The organism is Mesorhizobium humile (assembly GCF_033977215.1).
GTDB lineage: Bacteria > Pseudomonadota > Alphaproteobacteria > Rhizobiales > Rhizobiaceae > Mesorhizobium > Mesorhizobium humile.
The window spans coordinates 266548-288579 of the sequence record NZ_JAVIIV010000006.1 but is presented as its reverse complement, the minus strand read 5'-3'; the positions used below and the strand labels follow the sequence as shown (position 1 = coordinate 288579).

The window sequence follows — 22032 nt, the reverse complement described above, 5'->3', positions numbered from 1 at the left end:
GAAGCCCTATTGGCACTGATCGCTTGATCGACAGGTGGAAATCGAAAGGCCCCCGCGAAACGGGGGCCTTTAACGTCAGCGCCGAAGGGAACCGGGCAAGCCAACGCGTGGCTGAGCGTTGAACCGGGCGTAAGTCGGGACGCCTTTATACCCCTCAATAAATTTCGCGAGCGAATGTGGTAGCGCGTCAGCAGCATGCTGAGCGACCAGCGACGCAGTAAAGCTTGGTCTGATCGGCCGCTTGAAGCATCCGTGAGGAAGATTTGTGGCACGCTTCGCTGCAGGATGCAGCGAGTAGAGCGTACGTCCTATGGACGCCATGCAATAAATGTGCCTGGATTTCCCTCGGTGCCAGAACAAAAATCGATACCGTGCCGCGATCAGGTGTCGCCTTCCATATGACTCTCTTCGCACAATACGAGCGTACCGGCAGATAAGCATTTGTCACCAACCAATCGCCGACGATCGTCTCGACCAGATCCGGCTTCACGGCGCCCATCTCAGCTGGTCAGCGCACCGTCGGTTCTCAGATCAAGACCCAGGCACCTGAAGTTTCTGAGCAGCAGCGCTCTCAGCATCACTTGGCTCGTGACGCGTCCATAATCGTGAAAATTTGACGGCGCCGCCTGCATCCCGCTGTCTCAGGTGACCATCCGGTGCAACGAACTATCGGGATGAACCGATCAGCCGACGGAGCAACGGATAATCCTTTAGATCCTTGTACGGCGTGAGATCTAGATCCGCTGGCACGTTGCGAAGTCGTTCCTCATCGATCGCCTTTTCATGCTTCTTAATAACGCTTTGATAGCGTCGCCACGTCAGTCCAGCACCTCTGACTGCGTCCCTTTCGACGCGCAGGGCGATTTGATGCGCGTGCAGATAATGAAGCCCGAGCTCGTCCAATAGAGCTTTCTCAACAATTTCGTGGCACACCAGAAACGGCTCGAGCCGCACGTCCTTACCTTGCCATCTGATTGTTCGCGGCAGATGCCGATCGATGTAAATCGACGTGGCATCGCTGCTGTATCCGGCAATGTAGGGAATATCGAACTCGTGGCTGACCCTGGCCCGTCGATGAAGGGCGGCAACGACGTCGGAAAGAACGAGGTCGCTTATATCTTCAGAGTTGTGATGGACTTCGGCGGCTAGCTTCAAGCTCGCTCCTTGCGCGGGCGCCCCCGCCCACGGGACGGGACGAGGGCAAATTCCCCCGATTGTCATTTGTTGATGATGATGCGCTGTTTGTCGCGATTTTGAGCGTAGGTGGCCTTGTCGTAGGCAACCTGAGCCTTCAACTGCTCCTTGGTGAAGTTCGTGTAGAGGTAGCGGTTGCCGTTCTTGTCGGTCATGAACCTCAGGTTCTCCATACCAATGGCCACCTCTTTTTTGCCAATGCCTAAAAAGCCACCCACATCGACAATTATGGTGTCGACCTTCTTGTCGCCGGTCAGAATGACGTCGCCGATATCGCCCACCTTCGCATCATCTGCGCCATAGACGTTGGTTCCAATCAGATTTGCCGCGCTGATTTTGTCTGACGGCATCTCGGTCAGCGACGACTTGTCAATTGAGGCCGTTGCGGTTTTATCCGTCTTTGCGAGAGCGGTTTGACCCTCCGCCGTGGGTTGGGCCGTGGTGGGTGCAGACGCCGTGTCGTAAGCATTGGCGTCGAAATTGGGCTGGGCTTGAAGTTCTTCCTTGGTGGTCTTTGCCACCAGCCAGCGATCGCCCTTTTTGTTGATCCATTCGAGCTTGCTGAAATCGTAGGCAACATTCTTTTCGCCCACGCCGAGGAAGCCCCCGACCCCAATGATGACGAGCCTGGCCTTGCCGTCCTTGCCCAGGACGATGTCCTTAACATCGCCGATCTTCGTCGCATCGTCAGCGGTGCTGTCATAGACCGCGGCTCCCATAATCTTCGAGACGAGGTTGCCATCAGTAACTGGAGCAGCAATCGCGGTCTGAGTAGCGGGAGTATTTGCGGCATGGGCGCCGGCCGCATAGAACGCGGTCGAAATAAGAGCGGCCGTCGCCGCTGTAGCCAGTATCTTCCGGATCATTGTGAAATTCCTTCCGTTGCCTGGTTGATTGACCATCGGTGTCTGCCAACGTCATTTCGATCAACGGAAGCAACGGCCTTACGTTCCCAAAATGCCCTGGTCGCAACCGGCGCAGTCTGGCGGCCTTGAGATCCAGTTCCCAAGCCTCGACAAGCAGGGAGTAATTTGTGGATCGGCTGGAACACTTGTCCCTTTCGAGCCAAGGCTTAATCGCGTGGTTCGCACGGAAAAGGAAGCGCGAGCGGATCACCGAAGAACTAGATCATTGCGGTTCTGCGCGAGCACGAGGCGGTTGCGAAGGCGGGCGATCTTTCTCGCAAGCACGCGATCAGCGAGGCGACCCTGTATAACTGGAAGGCGAAGTATGGCGGGATGGACGTGTCCGACTCCAAGCGTCTGAAGGCCCCGGAAGACGAGAACGCGAAGCTGAAGAAGCTGCTCGCCGACCAGATCCTGGAGGCGGCGGCGCTGAAGGAGTTCCTGTAAAAAAATGGTAAGGCCCGCCGCCAGGTGCGAAGCCGTTGCGCATCTGCGGGCCGCCATGGGTCGTTCTGCCGCATCATGGGTTTGTGTGGGACCATCCTCTGTACGTGCGATCCCGGCGCTCGACGCCGAGTTGGCAATCCCCTGCTACCTCCAGAATCTTGGGAACAGCGCGCCCTTACCTGGCGGTCGTGACATTTGGCACTTCGACCAAGACCTTCACCCCGCGGTCTAGCCACTGGCGTTCGGCGGACCCCTGAAGCTGACGCCGCACGGTAGCTTCAGCAACAACCGTGCCGAACCCGGGCTTTCGTACCTTCGACGGAGGCGGCCCGCCGGTCTCTTCCCAGATGAGGACGAGTCCGTTTGTTTGGGGGATGTCGCTCCAACTGATTGCGACCTGACCTGCCTCTCCAGAGAGCGACCCATGCGTAGCCGCGTTGATAGCTAGTTCATGGATGAACAAGGCTAGAGGCTGGACTGCGTGAGCCAAAAGCATGATGTCAGGGCCTTCCAGCACGGCTCGCGAGGCGCCGTAAGGCTCGAGTTGAGTTTGTATCGCCTCGCGCAGTGGGACGTTTTGCCAACCCCGTCGCGCGAGCAGGGCATGGGCCCGAGCCAGGGACTGGATCCGATCCTGAACCGAAGCGGCATATAGGGCGGAATTGTCGGATTTCGTGAGGCGGACGATGCTGTCGACCAGCGCAAGAACGTTGTTGGCGCGATGATCTACTTCGAGCAGGAGCCGGTGCTCTGACGCTTCGAGAGATTGAATTCGGCGATATTCCGTGCTGTCGATCTGTGATCCGAAATAATAGGCGACGCGCTCGTCGTCGTCATAGACAGGACTGATATGAAGCCGGTTCCAGAACGGTGTTCCATCCTTCCGGTAGTTGAGCAATTCCACGCTGACCTCGCGCTGTTCCCGTAGGCCGGACCGAATTTCCGCCACCGCGGCCGAGGACGTTGCCTTACCCTGCAAGAAACGGCAATTACGTCCTAACACTTCATCTGCCTCATACCCGGTCAGATTTAGGAAGGCCGCGTTCGCCAGGACGATCGGGTAATCATTCCCGGTGGCGTCCGCCACCACCATGGGCATTCTGGTCCGCTGAAAGGCTGTTGCGGCCAATTCTTTCCAATCCGGCGTAGCGCCTCCGGTAACTGCGGCCGGCCGATCAGTCTTTACGTGGGACCTCCGTTTTGGGCTCATAGGTTTGCCTCTAGCTTTCAGCGTTTAGATGGAACGTCGGTTAAGCTAAAGTGTTGCAAACTGTGGATTATCGGGCCCTTCCCAAGCGGAATCTGAATCGCCTCAAGAGAGTAGGAATGGCCTGGTGCAGGAGCACGTCACTCGTGGCGGTCTCCGATTTCCGCCTGCCTCCTTCAGGACGACGGGCGTGAATATCTTTGCAGGCTGGTGTGAGCGTGGCCGCACCAAATTCTCGCGCAGGTTTCATCGTCGATCCAAGTTGGACTTCAGCGATGTTGGCGAAATCCCGTACGTCGCGCGCTATGCTGCCGTGCCGATTACATCGCCGAAAAGGGCAACGCCCCGGGTGATAGGGATATGACCGTCTCGACAAGCTGCTCGGGAGCCGCGTTGCAAAGAAGCAATCACAGCCTTGCGGCGGTCGGGACCTTTGAGCTGTAAGAAAGGCTTTCGTCTCACATACGTGCGACTAACGGGCATGGCACCTGGCTTTATCGGAACAATGCCAGTGTCCAGATGCTCAGAGTCAAGCTGCCGTGCACGTTGCCTAGTTTGCGCACCCAGGCTACTCCAGCAGCTGCCCGTCGGGTCGGCGTGCTTTTGTTAGCAGACCGGAACATGCGCCTTGGGGCCGTTGTCGGAACAATGTCTGTGGTATCCCCCTCAAAACCGCAGACTGGTGTGCAACACCGAGCCCGCGTCCTGTCGAGGGGCGCGGGCTTCTCACAGGACAGGGGCTAATGGCGCGCGCTATCGTGTAGGCGAGGTTGTGTAAACAGACGCCCCCAAAATTCGAGGGCTCGGCGTATCGCTGCAACGTTCCAGGACCTAGCCGCCGTTTCCCGCTCTCGAAGTCGCGGATCGTTCCCTCACTCGTGTTTGACTTGGCCGCAGGGCGCCTTGGGGCCATTTCAAAAGCGCGTGGGCAGCCTGCGATTGCTCCGACATCATCCCTTCGACGGGTCTGACATTTCCCGCGACGGAACGCGATTCAACGTCCGCCGCGCGGGCTCCCCCTCGGTCCTGGCTTGCTTTCACATGGGTTTGCGGCCAGCCGGACTAGTCGCCGGTCGCCGAGGGCCAGGAGTCGCTTCTTTCTCTCTGCTAGCTGATAGGGGCCGTCTTTAGCCGTCGCTCCTGCTTGCATCCTGGCGACGAGATAATCGGCTCTGTTCGTTCGATAGTCTTCTTTTTGCGCAACCATCCGTTCCTCCTGGTCACCGACCTTGTCTGATTGACCCGAAGCGAGTGACTAGCTGCCGATGCATCGCGGGAGTCTACCAATTGGCGATTGTATTAAAATGATACAGCCGCTGCCGCCGCGGGGGACCCAATAGCCCACAGCAGATGTGCCACCACCAACCTCAGCAGGCTAGGCGGCCGGCGCCTTCGTTGGGAGAGTTTGCCAAATAGCGAGCACCGGCCTGGCGAACCGCGGTTGGCGGCATATGTAAGCGGAACCTAATATCGTCCTCTCACTTAAGGCAGGATGAGCATCCGCGGCGTCAATTTCTTCAACAAATGGGTGACCAAGCATCTCCCAAACGCAATGACGGATGGCGTGGCCGTAAGCGACCTAGCCGATGAGTTGTTCAAGGCGGCCGAGAGTGAAGGCATTCCTGCCGCCGAGATCAACGAGGAGGTTGCCAGCGTTTATGCGGTGATCTTCAAGGCGATGCAGCACCGCGAAGGCAGCATGCCCGAGAACGATTGCACCGCCTTCGACCTCCTGGCCGGTCGATTGTCGCGCGAAGCAAATATCACCGAGATGCAGGCTCACGAGCTAATCGAGCGACTCGGCATCGACTGGGAAACACTCCTAAATGAAGCTCATTTCCTGAAGGAGCTTCAAGGCCGACTAGGGAAGGAATGAATCCCTAGGCCGCCTTTCTATCGACGTGCATGCGAAGGGCGGTCCTTGATCTTGCGGATTGGTCGAGGGCGTCGTCGCCGATGACCGAAGCGACGCCGATGACTAGCACCGGTTTTGAGCCCACTGCCGCCTTAGCAGTTGGAACCTCTTTCGGGAGGCGCACGTTTTTCTCATAGGTCGTTATCTGGACCAAGGAGGTAGCCCGATGAATATCAAGCTGCTCAGTATCAGCGCACTTGCGTTCGCCATGATGGGTGGTGCAGCAATGGCTGGGTCCGCCACAGGCACGTCTGCGCTCGATGATCCGGCCAAGATGTCTCCGTTTTTCACCGATGCCGGTATGAAAACCCTGAGGTCGGAAACCGATTTCAAAACGGCGTGGATGGCGATGAAACCCGACGAACGAACTGCGGTGCTGAAAGACTGCGGCGATACCACGCTCAACAAGGCTCACGCCGATTTCTGCGCGATGGCCAAGAAGATGGGTGGCTAACTTATTCCCCGTCGAAACGGGTTGGGAGGCGGCTCCCGCCTTCCACCCGCCAGAGGCAACGCTGGCCTAACGGGAATTCGCAGGCCGCCTTGCCGGCAGCACAGCGCTTTCAATCACGATCCTCAAGCTATTGCTGGGCGGCCGGTCCTTTTGATTTTAAATGGCCAGGTTTGTTGGTCGGGACCCAGCCGCGATCTAGAAGCACCTCTCCTTTTCAATTTGCCGCCCCTAGTTGCGCGCAATCGGGACTAAGGCGCACGCCGCCTGACAGATACTTCTAGTGCTAAATGCCAGAAGAGATTTCCAACCTGCTTAAGGGCCAAGCACAAGGATCAAAGACCGTGCCGGTCGAAATCGGCATTTCCCGAGCGGCAGGCGCTCGAGTTGGGTCCAACTGCTAGGGTTCATTGGCCTTCTCTTCTTTTCCAGGCCCGCGCCTTGAAGAACCTAGAGCGCGGATCGGGGAAGTGACGCCCAGCTTTGGAGCGATCATGGAACCTCCGCATCGAACTCCACAGCAAAACCCGCGTCGATCGCGGCTCGCGCTATGTAATCGCCGAGTTCCCAATCCGTCAGTTCGCAAAGCGGGAACCGCTCTCTGACGGCGTGGATGACCTCCGTTATCGAAACGCTCGGATTTTCAACATTATCAAGCAGGTAACGGATGATCGTTTGGCGAACTTCCGATGAAGTAAGCGTGGAGACGACGTCTGTCATTGCGCGGCCTATGAATGAAGCCGTGTTTCATAACGATCGGCAGTCATTGCGTCGAAAGCGACAGGAATGCTGTGGAAGATGCATGCCGAAGCCAGGATCTCTTCCAATTCGCGGTCAGGGGTTTACACGCCGGAAGCTGTGTTCGAATGGCATGTATTGCTGTGCGATGGAAAGGAAACGGGCCTTCCCTCTGGAACAGACATGGGCCTCGAGTGCGCTTTCAACCGTCACGGTGTGAACAGTGTTGGTCATTGGAGTTCCTCCCTGAACCCAAACCAACGCGATTTACGGCCAATATTCGGCGGCCTTCAAGCTTATGTCCGATTCCGGACAATCAGCCGGCCAGCGCCGAAGTGGCGTTGCTCTTCCTCCCCATAGGCGCCGTGCGTCAGCTTTATCATTCCGGGCCGGTCGATAATTGTTATCTCGCCGCGCCTGGCGTGGATCAGCCCCCGATATTCAAGCATTTGCAGGGCTATGGTGACGCCAGGGCGCCGCGCGCCAAGCATGGTGGCCAGAAACTCGTGCGTCAGATAGATCCTGTTGCTCTCCATACGATCATCGACCATAAGCAACCACCGGGCCAGCCGTTCCTCGATTTTCGAATGGCCATTGACCAGTGCCGTGCGGGACGACTGCACCAGGAACGCGTGTGCGTAGCGAAGCAGCGAGTCGCGAAGGCTCTGGCTTTCTGCAATCGAGACGCGAAGGCTGGGAACTGGCAGGCACCAGCCATTGCCTGCCACCTGGATGTAGGTTTCGTTGGGGGAACTGTCCTGGCCGAGGATAATCGCGACCCCTGTCATGCCGTCATGGCCAATGATGCCGACTTCGCTTTGCCGGCCGCCGGTCAGGGTGGCGACTACCGAAGCGATGCCTGCCTCTGGAAAATACACATGCTCGATTGGCTGATACGGGGTCTCCAGTCGGTCCTTGATGCCCAGTTCGACGTGATGCATTGACGGCTGCAGCAGCCCGAAATCCTCGGGCGAAAGGGCTTTCAAAATATGGTTGCGAAGAAGAGATTGGGGCACGGCGCTCTGCCTGACGGGCAAGAGCGCGTACCTCTTACTGTCGGCTGCATCCGAAACACTGGCGGCCGATGTATCGCAGAGTAGACCTCAAGCGCGCGATTAGCAAATTGGGATGTAGCTCAGTCGGTAAGCCCGTTTTGCGATTGAGGCCTAACTCCTTAGTGGCCCCACAACACATGGTGGCCCGTGCTGGTGCCTAGCCGTGAACCGACAGCGACGGCCTTAGTGGATGGGAAGCGCCCATGTGGCGGCCTAGACTTAGCGACCATGCTGAAAGGCAGCTTAAAGCGGCGAGCCTGATCATCGCCTGAAGCGGGCGAACTTCCACTTTGCGCAACTTCTCATCACACTCACACCACCGTCCCAGTTGGTGTATCCCACCGGGCCGAGAAAGAAGTTTGTCGGCGTAACTGCTGATCAGCTGGATGCCATGGAGGCTGAATTTGATTTGCTGAATGAGGAATTCCTTTACTCTGCGGTATCTGGACGCTGGAGTTGATGGGAGCAATCCCGGGACCAGGGACCTAACGGCCAAGGTCGAGCCAAGCTGGTGCGTGATCACTCGGCTTTTCCCAGCCTCGGGTTTCGACATCCACGCCGGCATCTCGAATGTTCTCGTCCAGCGATGGGCTGACAAGCAAGTGATCCATGCGCAATCCGGAGCTTCGGTCGTAGCCGCCGCGGTAGGAGAAGTTCCAGTAGGTGTAGATGCCCTTGCCTGGGTAAATCCGGCGCATCGCGTCCACCCAGCCCAAGGATAGCATTTTCGCATAGGCTTTCCGGCTTTCCGGGAAGAAGACGGCATCGCCCAACCAGCGAGCAGGCACCACGGCGTCTATCTCGGTCGGGACGACATTGTAGTCACCACACAGCACGGAGCGCTCGTCCAGCAGCGATCTGCTGTAGGTGACGAGACGTTCGAACCACCGCAGCTTGTGATCGAATTTGGGTCCTGGCGCCGGATTGCCATTGGGCAGGTAGATGCAGGCGACGACCATGTTGTCGATCTCCGCCTCCAGATAGCGGCTATGCGTATCGTCGGGGTCACCAGGCAAGCCGCGGCGGCGCTCGATGGGATCCCTTCCGCGCGCCAGTATCGCCACGCCGTTGTAGGATTTCTGGCCATGCCAGATAGCGCCGTAGCCGGCGTCCCGGATCGCCTCGATCGGAAATTTGTCGTCGGAAGTTTTCAATTCCTGCAGGCAGACCACGTCGTAGCTGGTTTCGCCGAGCCACTTCAGGAGCACCGGTAGGCGGCCGTTGACACCATTAACGTTGAAGGTTGCGATCCGGGTCACCGTTTGTCTCCCTGAGCGGCTCCAAGAACAAACGCAAGGCGCTGGCGCCGGGTTCAACTTCTCTGGAACGATTGTCCAACCTGCCGGTTGAATTTCGATGGCTTATTCATGGAAGGTTTGCATGCCGCGCAACGAGAAATCGAAATACACCGAGATGCAGGAGCGCCAGCCGCGCAAAGACAAAGGTCAAGCACCCGGCAAGACCAACGATTGGGACCGCGACGCAGTGCATGGCGACGGCGACACCGTCGGTATCGAACGCGACTCCAAATAGCAGTATGGCGGACCCTCACCGGCGCGGCCGTATTGAAACGAACTGGATCGAAGGCCAATCTAAAGGCCATGTCCGCACGCCGCAAAATTTCTTCAACTGGTAAGTTAATTGCTGAGTGGCCCCTGTCTTCGGCGGCGACGCTTGGATCGTCGGTGCGGGCGAGGGGCATTTTCCTCGAGATCCGTGCTCGCCTTCCTGCGGCTTTGAGGAAGCTGCTCCACATTGAATCTCGAAAAGTGACCTTGCGCCTGCCAGAGGGCTCCGATGCTGATATTCAGGCGGCTTCGGCGATCGTGTTCGAGGCCATGCACGACATCGAAGACTTGCCGGTGATCCCGCGCGAAGTCGAGGACATCCTCACGATCAAGCAGGGCGAGCGGCGCCGCTGGCTGACAGACGGTCGCTTGCAGAGCGCGGGGACCAGGACAGTCAAGCTTCGCGGCCGAGCCAGGAAGATAACCTTCCACGTCTTCGATCCGCGTCACATCGAGGATGTGCTTGACCGCGACCTGGTCGCAGTCTGGCGCGAAGAAGACGCGGCGAAGGTCGCCGAGAACCGACGACGCGCCGCCGCGAAGACTGCCATTAAACGCTCGCAAAAGAGGCGCCACGGTCCTGCAAATGACATTGACGCGAGTTGGGACGAGGCGACCCGCCTGCGGGGCTGGGAAGACTTCGATATGAACGGGCTCTTGCGGTGACTGGCGTTTCGAATATCAGGTCTTCGGCAGCTGACGGCAAGCTATGCGCGGTCGACGAGGATTGGCAGAAAACACCGGTGATGCCATCGCGGCTCCGTGGGCGTGAAGCCGGTATCAAGGTCAACGCACCATGCTGCCGGGCTCAACCTTCTGGAACGATTGAACGAAATATTCGCTCTCCACCACCAACTGGAATATGCGACCGCTAGCGAGGAGCTCATGAAGGACATCCTGTAGGGACGCCGGGATCATCATCCAACCGTATTGGCGTAAGCTCTCCGGACCTGGCGATACCGAGGGAGGAGGACGCATCCCCGCTCATTCGCCGAGTTGTCGGGTAGCCCAGCGCAGCGTTGGAACCCAGAGGAGCTTTTCGCGTTACTTTCCTCGCGGAGGTGTATCCGCGACGGGGTTTTTCAGCAAAACGACGTTTATCTGTGTCAGCTGAGTGTGAGGGGCGCTGTGGGTAGGCTAGCATCGAAGGCGCAGTTGGACCGCCGGCACATCTTGAATGCGCTCAAAGCGTTCCGGCGTGGGGACTTTTCCGTCCGCATCGAGAATGTCTACGACGGACTCGATTCCGATATCGCCGATGCATTTAACCAGATCGTGGAAATCAACGACCAAGTTACGCGCGAGTTCGAGCGGCTGAGCAGGGTGGTCGGTAAGGACGGGCGGATCGGTGAGCGCGGCCGCGTTCGCAACGCCACCGGAAGTTGGGAGAGCAGCGTTCGCTCCGTCAACAATCTGATCGAGGACATGGTGCAACCGACGACGGAAGTCGCCCGTGTCATTGGAGCCGTGGCCAAGGGTGACCTGTCGCAAACCATGATGGTGGAGATCGACGGACGGCCCCTGCGAGGTGAGTTCCTTCGCATCGGCAAAGTCGTCAACACCATGGTCGGGCAATTGGGCTCCTTTGCCTCGGAGGTCACTCGCGTCGCCCGTGAAGTGGGCACAGAAGGCAAGCTCGGAGGGCAAGCGCGCGTCAAAGGCGTGGCTGGCACCTGGAAGGACCTGACTGACAACGTCAATGCGATGGCGACCAACCTGACGGGGCAGGTCCGCAATATTGCCGAGGTTACCACGGCCGTCGCATCGGGTGATTTGTCGAAGAAGATTACTGTCGATGTGAAAGGGGAAATTCTCGAGCTTAAGAACACCATCAACACGATGGTGGATCAGCTCAATTCATTCGCCTCGGAGGTGACGCGCGTGGCGCGCGAGGTCGGCACCGAAGGAAAGCTTGGCGGCCAGGCGCGTGTCGAAGGTGTCGGAGGGACTTGGAAAGATCTGACCGACAACGTCAATTTGATGGCCGAGAACCTGACCGGCCAGGTTCGCAACATTGCCGAGGTGACGACCGCCGTCGCTCTCGGCGACCTTTCGAAGAAGATCACCGTCGATGTGAAGGGCGAGATCCTCGAGTTGAAAAATACCATCAACACGATGGTGGACCAGTTGAATTCGTTTGCCTCCGAAGTCACCCGCGTGGCGCGCGAGGTCGGGTCCGAAGGCAAGCTGGGCGGTCAGGCCCAGGTGCGTGGTGTTGCGGGCACTTGGAAGGACCTCACCGACAATGTGAACTCGATGGCCGAAAACCTGACCGGCCAGGTTCGCAACATTGCCGAAGTGACGACGGCCGTCGCGTCGGGCGACCTGTCGAAAAAGATCACCGTGGCCGTCCAGGGAGAAATCCTGGAGCTCAAGGACACCATCAACACGATGGTCGACCAGCTCAATTCTTTTGCCTCCGAGGTGACGCGCGTTGCCCGCGAGGTCGGCACTGAAGGCAAGCTCGGCGGTCAGGCCGAGGTGAAAGGCGTCGGCGGAACTTGGAAAGATCTCACCGACAGCGTCAATCTGATGGCCGCTAACCTCACCGGCCAGGTACGCAACATCGCCGAAGTGACCACGGCTGTCGCCCGTGGCGACCTGTCGAAGAAGATCACGGTCGACGTCAAGGGCGAAATTCTGGAGCTCAAGGACACCGTCAACACGATGGTCGACCAGCTGAATTCGTTTGCCTCCGAGGTGACGCGCGTGGCGCGCGAAGTCGGTTCCGAAGGCAAGCTCGGCGGCCAAGCTCACGTCGAAGGCGTTGCCGGCACCTGGATGGATTTGACTGACAACGTTAACGCGATGGCCGGCAATCTTACGGTGCAGTTGCGCGACGTCTCCAAGGTGGCGACGGCCATCGCCACCGGCGACCTGACCCAGAAGATCACGGTCGACGCCCTAGGTGAGATACTTCAGATCAAGGACGTCATCAACACGATGGTCGACCAGCTCAATTCGTTCGCCTCGGAAGTCACGCGCGTGGCGCGCGAGGTGGGCTCCGATGGCAAGCTCGGCGGACAGGCGCAGGTGCGTGGGGTTGCCGGGACATGGAAGGATTTGACCGACAACGTCAATGCCATGGCGGCCAATCTGACCGGCCAGGTTCGCAACATCGCCGAGGTCACCACCGCCGTGGCGCTCGGCGATCTTTCGAAGAAGATCACAGTCGACGTCAAGGGAGAGATTCTGGAGCTGAAGTCGACGATCAATACGATGGTCGATCAGCTGAACTCATTCGCCGGCGAAGTGACACGCGTCGCACGTGAGGTCGGCACTGAGGGCAAGCTCGGCGGCCAGGCGCAAGTTCGTGGCGTCGCTGGCACGTGGAAAGACCTAACCGACAACGTGAATTCCATGGCCGAAAACCTGACCGGCCAGGTGCGCAACATCGCCGAAGTGACCACCGCAGTGGCGCGTGGCGATCTGTCGAAGAAGATTACCGTCGACGTCAAAGGCGAGATACTCGAGCTGAAGTCGACCATCAACACCATGGTCGATCAGCTGAATTCGTTCGCCGGGGAGGTGACGCGCGTGGCGCGCGAGGTCGGCACCGAAGGCAAGCTTGGCGGTCAGGCGCGCGTTGAGGGCGTCGCTGGAACCTGGAAGGATCTGACCGACAACGTCAACCTGATGGCGACGAATCTCACCAATCAGGTGCGTGGCATCGCGGACGTCGTGACGGCGGTTGCACAGGGAAATCTACGCAGCAAGCTGACGGTGGACGCCAAGGGCGAGATTGCCTCCTTGGCCGACACCATCAACGGCATGATCGAGACGCTCGCCACCTTTGCCGACCAGGTAACCAACGTCGCGCGCGAAGTCGGCATCGAAGGCAAACTTGGCGGCCAGGCCCGTGTGCCGGGTGCCGCCGGCCTCTGGCGCGACCTGACGGACAACGTCAATCAGCTTGCGGCCAATCTGACAACCCAGGTGCGTGCTATCGCTGAGGTGTCGACGGCGGTGACCAAGGGTGATCTAACACGCTCGATCAGCGTGCAGGCGTCGGGCGAGGTGGCGGCACTCAAGGACAACATCAATGAGATGATCCGCAACCTCAAGGATCAGACACTCAAGAATGCCGAACAGGACTGGCTAAAGACAAATCTCGCCCGATTCTCGCGCATGCTGCAGGGCGAACGCGATCTGGCGACCGTGTCGCGTCTGATCATGTCGGAGCTGGCGCCGTTGGTGAACGCTCAATACGGCTTATTCTACGTGACCAACCGAGAAGAAGACGAATCCTATCTCGAACTCGCCGCGTCCTATGGCGCCGAGAGCAAGGCCGCGATGAAGCAGCGGTTGGATCTGCGCGAGGGACTTATTGGGCAAAGTGCTGCCGACAAGCGCGCAATTGTGCTCGACAATGTGCCGCCGGATTTCCTTCGTGTCACGTCCGGCCTTGGCAGCGCCGCCCCCGCCAATGTCATCATCTTGCCGGCCCTGTTCGAAGACGAAGTCAAAGCGGTTATCGAACTCGCTTCCTTCAACGAATTTCGCGATACCCACCAGTCATTCCTGAACCAGCTGATGGAGTCGGTCGGCATCGTGCTCAACACGATCGCAGCGACGATGCGTACCGAAGGGCTTCTTAAGCAATCGCAGTTGCTGACATCCGAATTGCAGGCGCGCCAAACAGAGCTGACCAAGAAACAGGAGGAATTGCACGCCACGAACGAGGAACTGCAGGAGAAGGCGCAGCTGCTCGAGAACGAAAAGAAACAGGTGGAGAACAAGAACCTCGAAATCGAGATGGCTCGGCGGGCGCTCGAGGAGAAAGCGGAGCAGTTAGCCCTGACATCCAAATACAAATCCGAGTTCCTGGCCAATATGAGTCACGAGCTGCGCACCCCGTTGAACTCGCTGCTCATCCTTTCGAACCTTCTCGCCAGCAATCAGCAGGGCAACCTCAACGACAAGCAAGTCGAGTTTGCTCGCACCATCAACTCGGCCGGGACTGATCTGCTCAGCCTCATTAACGACATTCTCGATCTGTCGAAGATTGAGTCTGGTACGGTCTCCGTCGAGATTAACGACATGCCGCTGGCGCATCTTCGCCAGCATATGGAACGCACATTCCGTCAGTTGGCCGCAGACAAAGGGCTTGGCTTCACCATCGACGTGGATCCGGGGCTTCCCGAGACTGTGCGCACCGACGAAAAGCGCCTCCAGCAAATCGTCCTTAATCTGCTGTCGAACGCCTTCAAGTTCACATCTCAAGGCCAGGTTAGCCTGCACTTCAGGCCAGAGAGAGCAGGACGACGCTATGGCGCTCAGTCTCCCAAGGCGCTCGCGATCGCCGTCACCGATACCGGCATTGGCATTCCTGACGATAAACAGAAATTAATTTTCGAAGCATTCCAGCAGGCAGATGGAACGACGAGCCGCAAATATGGCGGCACCGGTCTTGGCTTGTCGATAAGCCGCGAGATCGCTCGCCTGCTTGGCGGCGAATTGAGAGTGGAGAGCACGGCAGGGAAGGGCTCGACCTTCACGCTTGTCATTCCATTCGACGGGCCTCGGGCTGCGCCCCAGGCCATGGCATCGCTGGATGATGAAGCGTCTGCTGCTTCGCCGACCTCGGCCATGCCGACCGCGGAGTTGATGGATGATCGCGATACCCTATCGCCCAATGACAGGGTAGTGCTGATCGTCGAGGACGACCCAACTTTTGCTGGGCTTCTCTTGGGCATGGCTCGTTCCGCCGGTCTCAAGGGCGTGCTGTCCACCGCGGGTTCCGGCACGGTCGCGTTGGCGAGGAAACTGGTCCCGGATGCCATAACCTTGGATCTAGGTCTTTCTGACATCGATGGATGGGTTTTGTTCGACCTGCTGAGGCACGACCCGAAGACGGAAGGGATTCCGATACACGTCATTTCCGGCGCCGACGACGCTGCCGGCTTGTCGGCCAATGGCGCGGCCAGCGTATCCACCAAGCCGGTGTCGACCGATGATCTCATGAGCGTCTTCGAAGGTATCCATTCCAGCAAGCTTCGTGTCCAGCGCGCCGTCTTGGTGGTCGATGCAGAACCAGAGCGCCGCCTGTCACTGGTGGAGGCAATACGCGACGGCGTCACCTCTGTGACCGCCTTGGCCCGGATTGCTGCCAATGGCCAAAATGTCGATTTTGCGGCCTACGACGCGATCGTGCTCGGGTTCGGCCGATCCGGCAAGGACAATGCTAAGACGCTCGAGGAGATCTCCGCCTCGTTCGAAGGCCCACCGTCAAACCTTCTATTCTTCGCTCCACATCCAGAAGCGCTGGAACAATTGATCGCCCTTAAACCGGAGATGGCCGACGTTCCACGAGCCGAAAATTTCGGGCAACTGACGTTGCTGATGTCGGCGGCCCTGCCACACGAAGGACAAAGCGACGGCGGCGCCGTTATGCAACCGTCAGACAAATCCGACCTTGCCGGCGCCAGGGTTCTGATTGTCGATGATGACATCCGCAACATCTATTCGCTCACCAGTGTCCTCGAGACTTATGGCATTCAGGTGCTGCACGCTGAGCGAGGCCGAGATGGCATCACCTTGCTCGAGCAGAATCCAAACATCGATGCCGCCCTTATTGACATAATGATGCCCGAGATGGACGGCTACGAGACGATGCGCCAGATACGCGGCATGGCGGCGATTGCGCATATTCCTCTAATCTCCGTCACAGCCAAGGCGATGAAAGGTGACAGGCAGAAATGTCTCGACGCTGGTGCGTCGGACTACATAGCCAAACCTGTGGATCTTGATCTTCTGCTTGCGCTGCTTCGCGTCTGGATTGGCCGTTCGCGGCAAAATGTTGACGTGACGGAACAGCTGGCGGCGGCAGTCTGACGACAACATGCAGCGGATCGAAAAAACCAAAGGTAAGCGTCCTGGGGCTTTGCCGAAAGCGCCGGAGCGTGCGCGAATTCTCGCCGTAGATGACGACGACCGCAATCTTCTGGCGATCAGGGAAGTTCTGGATGGTGTTGGCGAGGTTGCCTGCGCACCCTCCGGGGAAGAAGCTTTGCGACTTCTGCTGAAGGAAGACTTTGCCGTTATTCTGCTCGATGTGCTCATGCCTGGTTTGGATGGGTACGAGACTGCCTCGCTAGTCCGGAAACGCGAGCAATCGAAGCGCACACCGATCATTTTTCTGACCGCAATCAACAAGGAAGAAGCGCATATGCTGCGCGGCTATGATGCAGGTGCAGTCGACTATGTATTCAAGCCCTTTGATCCTGTGATGTTGCGCTCGAAGGTTGCGGTATTTGTTGAGTTGCATGAAAAGACGTTGGAAATCCAGCGCAAGGCCACGCTCGAGCAGCGGCTCTTGGAGCAAGCGCTGCAAGCACAGGACGAGAAACTGAAGACCGAGCGCATTTTGCGCGCTTCTGAGCAACGTCAGGAAACGATCCTGCGGTCCCTGCCGGTTTGCTTTCACGCCCGATCAGCCGAGCCGCCTTTCGGGGCGAGGTTTGTGACTGCAGGTGTCGAGCGGCTGACCGGCTTTCCTGCCGAACGAATGACGTCAGAGCCAGGTTTCGGTCTCAGTCGTGTGCACCCGGACGACCTGCCGAACGTGAGGGCAGCTCTGTTGGGCGCCAAGACCACAGGGGCTTACAATTGCGAGTTCCGCTGGCAGTGCGCCGACGGCAAATACCGGACTTTTCTCGACCAAGGCGTCATCTCATCCGACCCAGTAGAGGGTGCCAATGAAATCATTGGTACTTTGCTTGACGTCACAGAACGGCGCGAGCTTGAGGATAAGTTACTGCAGGCACAACGCATCGATGCTATCGGTAAGCTTACGGGCGGTTTGGCTCATGATTTCAACAATTTGCTCGCAGCCGTCCTTAGCGGATTGGGGCTACTCGAGCGAAATTCAACCCTCGACCAACAGGCGCTAAAGGTGCTCGATTTGACAAGGCGCTCCGCCAGACAAGGAGCAGAACTCGTTAATCGGATGCTCGCCTTTTCACGACGCCAGAACCTGAAGCCGGAAGGAGTGCGGCTGACCGCGTTGGAAGAGACCATGAACGGGCTCGTCGCGCCGGTTCTGGGAGGGTTGGTCCGTTTCGAGTGGCATATAGATGATTCAGTTTGGCCAATTCATGTGGATGTGGGCCAACTCGAACTCGCGCTCATGAACCTGGTTTTCAACGCCCGTGACGCAATGCCTTCTGGAGGCACGATCGCCATACGAGCTGCCAACAATACCGCCAACCAGAATTCATACGATTTAAGGCAAGGCGACTACGTGGTCATCTCGGTCACCGACACCGGCTCGGGGATTCCTGCCGATCTTTTGACCAAAGTGATTGAACCGTTTTTCACGACAAAGCCCGTTGGAAAAGGCACCGGGCTTGGGTTGAGCACAGTGTACGGCTTCGCGAAACAGTCGGGCGGCGCCCTCCGCATCGATAGTGTGGTCGGCCGGGGAACTACGATGCGTCTATGGTTGCCTAGATCTCTAACGGAGCCGGAACTCCGGGGGGAGCGGGAGCAAATCATCCACCCTCAATACAATGGCAATGGCGCTCAGCCATCGATCTTGTTAGTCGATGACAGCGAGGCCTTGCGCGAATTGACAGCTGCGTCGTTACGGCAATCCGGTTTTGATGTGACTTGCGCCGCTGGAGGAGCTGAGGCGTTGGCTGCTATCGAAAAATCGCCGGATGACTTCGATGTGATCGTTACGGATTTCGCCATGCCGCTTGTCTCGGGCGTCGAAGTGATCCGGTTTGCGCGGAGCCTGAAGGCTGACTGGCCTGCGGTCATTATCACGGGCTACGCAGACACCAGAGCGATCGGGGCTCTGCCTAGCGATGTGCCCCTCCTTGGTAAACCGTTCAAGGATAACGAACTGATCGAGTCCATCCGGCTGGCAAAGCAATCGCGCGGGTAGACCAGAAAGCTGGTCGTCGCGAGACAAGTGCCGCAAATGCGGGAAGATCTGAGTTGGAGCGGACTCGCGAAATCGCTTATGTATCACGTTGCTCAATCCAGTAGCCTGGTCACGTCGTGGAATTGATGACGTTGTTCTTGGCGGAATGAGGACCTTTCGCACCGAATCGGCGCGAACCGCAGAGCGCATAGTCCCGGTGACAGGGGTAGCGATTCTGCTCGTTGGTCACATGGAACATTAGCGTTTGCTGTTGGTTCTGTAGCACATCAACACTGCTGCTTGTGTGTTGGCCGAAGATTAGTGGCAGCGCTCGTGAATGCCCACGCGCGCTAGCCACCCGTACGCTAGCAGAAGCCGCCGAAGCCACGAACAGGAGCTGGCCATGAAACATCAAACAATCGATCAACTGCATGCGGTTGCTGAAATTAATCCTCTGGCACCCGCCAGACCGATGACAAGAACACAACGGATCGAACGCTGGGCGGAGTTGCTTGAACGCAATCCTTCTCGCTGCCTCGCAGCGCTTACAGGAACAGAGCATCTCTATCCCGGTGTTCGGGATGAAGCGAGAGCCGCTGGATCGCCGATCACAGTCGCCTTCGAAGATTCGCTGCTGCGCAGTGCGGGCCTGGCTTCGGATACATTCGGCGCCGCCAAGAGGTTTTTCGACCTGTCCGATTGGGAGTTGCATGAAATCGTCTGCAGTTGCCATGTCGGCGCCACCATGCAGGCAGGATGGGCTGCCGGGCGAGTCCGTCGGATAGTTGCCGGTAGCAAAATCTGGGCTTGGATAAGGAGGAGTTTTCTCGCGCATTGATCCGAAGCGATTTATAGCAAATCGCTACTGTGGGGCGATGCTTGCGGAGCAAGATTGTACTCAGCGCATACGCAATGGCGCATGCCGCCGTTCTTCGGCGGCAGTGGACTCTTAAACCGGATCTTTCTTGTTTGCTCCGACGTCGTGGCTTCGCAGTAAGATCTCTGTCGGGCCGATTGCTTGTATGGCGGTGAGTCGCTGTCCGGCGGGCTCGCCTCGGTGGTGGGCTTCGCAATACCTATGGAGTGCAGTGGACTTCGCGCAACCGGTGCGCGGAACGGGACGGCACGTCCTCAGTCGATCCTGCCCGGCGATCGACATTGAGCGTTGCTCAAGGTCCCACTCTCGGCTCTGCCATTTGCGAGAGGGTGGGATCCACTGTTCACCAATACGTGACCTGGAAGTTCCGGCCGGACGCCTCCGGCTTAGGAACTTCCTTATCGGGGTGGTGTTGCTCCTATCGATGAGCAGGGGCGCACTGAGATGAATCCGGCCACAACCAACAACGTAGAAATCCGCAAATACAAGCACCCTACCGGCGGATGGGGTTCTTTGAAGTCCCTGATCCGCAAGGCCCGCGGCGAAGGATTGTTGATGTCCGGCATCTGGAGCACCCTGCTGAAGCAGAACAAGCCCGACGGCTATATGTGCGTCTCCTGTTCCTGGGCGAAGCCCGCCGAGCCGCGGCCGTTCGAATTTTGCGAGAACGGTGCCAAGGCCACGATCTGGGACCAGACGAAGCGACGGTGTGGCCCGGAGTTCTTCGCTGCCCATCCCGTCAAGGAGTTGCTCGATTGGCCAGACCATGACCTTGAGAAGCAGGGCCGCCTGCTCGAGCCGATGCGCTACAATGAGGTCACCGACAAATATGAACGGGTCCCGTGGGAGACCGCGTTCAGCGACATCGGCGCGCAGCTCCGGAAGCTCGATCCGAAATCGGTGGTGTTCTACACTTCTGGCCGTGCCTCGCTTGAGGCGTCGTTCATGTATCAGCTCCTCGCTCGCATCTACGGTTCGGGCAATCTGCCGGACTCCTCCAACATGTGTCACGAGTCGACTTCGGTAGGTTTGCCGGAGTCCATTGGCTCGCCGGTCGGCACCGTCCAGCTGGAGGATTTCAGCCACTGTGACCTGATGTTCTTCTTCGGCCACAACACCGGCGTGAGCGCGCCGCGATTGCTTCACCCCATCGAGGAGGCGCGCCAGCGGGGCATACCTGTCATTACGTTCAATCCGCTGCCTGAGCGGGGGCTCAAGCGCTTCAAGAATCCGCAAAGCCCGGTTGAAATGCTTTCGCCTGGCGCCGGCACCAAGATGTCCAGCGACTTCTTCCAGATCCGCAGCGGCGGCGACATCGCCGCCATGACGGGTATAGCGAAAGCCGTTCTGGCGCTCGACGACGCGACCAAGAAGGTCGGCGCGCCGCGCGTCCTCGACACGGCCTTCATCGAAGAACATACCGACGGCTTCGGTGCGTTCGAGGCCTATCTGCGCCGCACACCTTGGGAAAAGATTGAATCGCGATCGGGCATTGCACGTGCGGATCTCGAGCATGTCGCCGAGGTTTACAGCAAGGCTTCAGCGGTCATCGGCAACTACGGCATGGGGCTGACGCAGCACCGGCATGGGACGGAGAACGTCCATATGCTGTGCAACCTGCTCCTAATGCGAGGCAACATTGGCAAGCCGGGCGCCGGCGTCTCGCCGCTTCGCGGTCACTCCAACGTCCAGGGCCAACGCACCGTCGGCATCTCCGAAAAGCCGGAACTTGTCCCGCTCGACAAGTTCGCAGCATTCTACAAGTTTGAACCACCGCGCGAGAAAGGGCGCGATACCGTGGAAACATGCGAAGGGATTATCGATGGCTCAGTCAAGGCTTTCATTGGACTGGGCGGCAATTTCGTGCGCGCTGTTCCGGAAACGGGTCTGGTCGAAGAGGCTTGGCGGCATCTCAGATTGCATGTCCAGATCGCCACCAAGCTCAACCGCAGCCATCTGATACCGGGTGCCGTCACCTATCTTCTGCCCTGTCTCTCCCGGATCGAGAAGGATCTGCAGAAGGCCGGAGAGCAGCACGTCTCGATGGAGGATTCCACAGCCTGCATCCATGGTTCCTTCGGCTATCGGCCACCGGCTGGACCCAACCTGCTCTCCGAGCCCCGCATCGTTGCCGAACTCGCCAAGGCGACAGTGGAAGGAAAAAGTTCGGTCCCGTGGGACGAATGGGTGGCAGACTATTCGCGCGTCAGGGATGAAATCGAGCGTTGCTACCCCGACCATTTCGAGGATTTCAACAAACGCTTTCTTGTGCCCGGCGGATTTCATCGTGACATCAAGGCCTCGAAGCGGGTGTGGCAGACTCCCAACAAGAAGGCCAATTTCAAGCCGCCGACGATGCTGGAAACGGATCCCGATATCGACGTCTCGCGATCCGACGTGCTGACGCTGATCACCATTCGCTCCAACGATCAGTTCAACACCACCATCTACGGCTACCGCGATCGCCTTCGTGGCATCAACGGCACGCGCATGGTGGTGCTCATGAACGAAGACGACATCCGGCGCATGGGACTCCACGAGGGACAGATGATCAGTCTGGAGTCGGCAGCCGATGACGGGGTCCCGCGCCGGGTGAGCGGACTTAGGGTGACCACCTATTCCATCCCCCGAGGGGATTGCGCCGGCTATTATCCCGAACTGAATCCTCTGATCCCGCTGTGGCATAGGGCGGAAAAGGCGCATGTGCCGGCGGCGAAATCGGTGCCAGTCCGAATAGCAATTTAAGGGGAGGAGATTTCTTGTCGAGCGGGCCCATGCCACGACGATCGGCGGCGCCAGCGAGTAC

Annotated in this window: 14 protein-coding genes and 1 pseudogene; 9 read left to right on the top strand and 6 right to left on the bottom strand. The window is 58.4% G+C overall.

The genetic code is table 11. From position 1 onward, the window contains the following. Positions 1-666: 666 nt before the first annotated feature. On the bottom strand, positions 667-1155 hold the full coding sequence (locus RFM52_RS12715; RefSeq protein WP_320293608.1) for a hypothetical protein: 489 nt from the start codon (positions 1153-1155) through the stop codon (positions 667-669). A gap of 62 nt (positions 1156-1217) precedes the next feature. Next, a complete protein-coding gene (locus RFM52_RS12710; protein WP_320293609.1) occupies positions 1218-2060 on the bottom strand; it encodes a PRC-barrel domain-containing protein in 843 nt (280 codons plus the stop codon). A gap of 209 nt (positions 2061-2269) precedes the next feature. Between RFM52_RS12710 and RFM52_RS12705 the strand changes: the two are divergent. Continuing rightward, positions 2270-2611: pseudogene (locus RFM52_RS12705) on the top strand (transposase); the annotation flags it as partial. Between the two features lie 110 nt (positions 2612-2721). On the opposite strand, the gene lov reads toward RFM52_RS12705, so the two are convergent. Beyond that, a complete protein-coding gene (lov, locus tag RFM52_RS12700) occupies positions 2722-3756 on the bottom strand; it encodes a blue-light-activated histidine kinase (RefSeq protein ID WP_320293610.1) in 1035 nt (344 codons plus the stop codon). A gap of 1489 nt (positions 3757-5245) precedes the next feature. Between lov and RFM52_RS12695 the strand changes: the two genes are divergently transcribed. Continuing rightward, the gene (locus tag RFM52_RS12695) at positions 5246-5629 is read left to right on the top strand and encodes a DUF768 domain-containing protein (RefSeq protein ID WP_320293611.1); all 384 of its coding nucleotides are present in this window, start codon (positions 5246-5248) and stop codon (positions 5627-5629) included. Positions 5630-5834: 205 nt separating this feature from the next. Beyond that, positions 5835-6122, top strand: a complete 288-nt coding sequence (locus RFM52_RS12690; protein WP_320293612.1) for a hypothetical protein — start codon at positions 5835-5837, stop codon at positions 6120-6122. Positions 6123-6611: 489 nt separating this feature from the next. Here the strand turns inward: RFM52_RS12690 and RFM52_RS12685 are convergent, their stop codons facing one another. From RFM52_RS12685 to xth, 3 genes are all read right to left on the bottom strand, one after another. Next, positions 6612-6839 (bottom strand): hypothetical protein, encoded by a 228-nt coding sequence (locus RFM52_RS12685; protein WP_320293613.1) that lies wholly within the window; start codon positions 6837-6839, stop codon positions 6612-6614. Positions 6840-7153: 314 nt separating this feature from the next. Further along, on the bottom strand, positions 7154-7873 hold the full coding sequence (locus RFM52_RS12680; RefSeq protein WP_320293614.1) for a Crp/Fnr family transcriptional regulator: 720 nt from the start codon (positions 7871-7873) through the stop codon (positions 7154-7156). Positions 7874-8397: 524 nt separating this feature from the next. Continuing rightward, on the bottom strand, positions 8398-9171 hold the full coding sequence (xth, locus tag RFM52_RS12675) for an exodeoxyribonuclease III (protein WP_320293615.1): 774 nt from the start codon (positions 9169-9171) through the stop codon (positions 8398-8400). A 121-nt stretch (positions 9172-9292) separates the two neighbouring features. Here xth and RFM52_RS12670 point away from each other — a divergent pair, with 121 nt between their 5' ends. The 6 genes from RFM52_RS12670 to RFM52_RS12645 all read left to right on the top strand — a co-directional run bounded on the left by RFM52_RS12670 (position 9293) and on the right by RFM52_RS12645 (position 21971). Beyond that, entirely contained in the window at positions 9293-9445 is a 153-nt protein-coding gene (locus RFM52_RS12670) for a hypothetical protein (RefSeq protein WP_320293616.1), read from the top strand. A gap of 68 nt (positions 9446-9513) precedes the next feature. After that, a complete protein-coding gene (locus RFM52_RS12665) occupies positions 9514-10146 on the top strand; it encodes a hypothetical protein (protein WP_320293617.1) in 633 nt (210 codons plus the stop codon). Between the two features lie 489 nt (positions 10147-10635). After that, entirely contained in the window at positions 10636-16314 is a 5679-nt protein-coding gene (locus tag RFM52_RS12660) for a HAMP domain-containing protein (protein WP_320293618.1), read from the top strand. A 7-nt stretch (positions 16315-16321) separates the two neighbouring features. Then, positions 16322-18370 carry a response regulator gene (locus RFM52_RS12655; RefSeq protein WP_320293619.1) on the top strand — a complete coding sequence of 683 codons (2049 nt, stop codon included), beginning with the start codon at positions 16322-16324 and terminating at the stop codon, positions 18368-18370. Between the two features lie 382 nt (positions 18371-18752). Beyond that, entirely contained in the window at positions 18753-19187 is a 435-nt protein-coding gene (locus RFM52_RS12650; protein ID WP_320293620.1) for a hypothetical protein, read from the top strand. A 483-nt stretch (positions 19188-19670) separates the two neighbouring features. Next, positions 19671-21971 (top strand): FdhF/YdeP family oxidoreductase, encoded by a 2301-nt coding sequence (locus tag RFM52_RS12645; RefSeq protein WP_320293621.1) that lies wholly within the window; start codon positions 19671-19673, stop codon positions 21969-21971. Positions 21972-22032 lie beyond the last annotated feature (61 nt).

Bases quoted from the DNA above. Each gene is read 5' to 3' on its own strand.
- RFM52_RS12710 (WP_320293609.1), bottom strand. From the start codon at position 2,060: ATGATCCGGAAGATACTGGCTACAGCGGCGACGGCCGCTCTTATTTCG.
- lov (WP_320293610.1), bottom strand. From the start codon at position 3,756: ATGAGCCCAAAACGGAGGTCCCACGTAAAGACTGATCGGCCGGCCGCA.
- RFM52_RS12695 (WP_320293611.1), top strand. From the start codon at position 5,246: ATGAGCATCCGCGGCGTCAATTTCTTCAACAAATGGGTGACCAAGCAT.
- RFM52_RS12690 (WP_320293612.1), top strand. From the start codon at position 5,835: ATGAATATCAAGCTGCTCAGTATCAGCGCACTTGCGTTCGCCATGATG.
- RFM52_RS12685 (WP_320293613.1), bottom strand. From the start codon at position 6,839: ATGACAGACGTCGTCTCCACGCTTACTTCATCGGAAGTTCGCCAAACG.
- RFM52_RS12670 (WP_320293616.1), top strand. From the start codon at position 9,293: ATGCCGCGCAACGAGAAATCGAAATACACCGAGATGCAGGAGCGCCAG.
- RFM52_RS12665 (WP_320293617.1), top strand. From the start codon at position 9,514: ATGTCCGCACGCCGCAAAATTTCTTCAACTGGTAAGTTAATTGCTGAG.
- RFM52_RS12655 (WP_320293619.1), top strand. From the start codon at position 16,322: ATGCAGCGGATCGAAAAAACCAAAGGTAAGCGTCCTGGGGCTTTGCCG.
- RFM52_RS12650 (WP_320293620.1), top strand. From the start codon at position 18,753: ATGAAACATCAAACAATCGATCAACTGCATGCGGTTGCTGAAATTAAT.
- RFM52_RS12645 (WP_320293621.1), top strand. From the start codon at position 19,671: ATGAATCCGGCCACAACCAACAACGTAGAAATCCGCAAATACAAGCAC.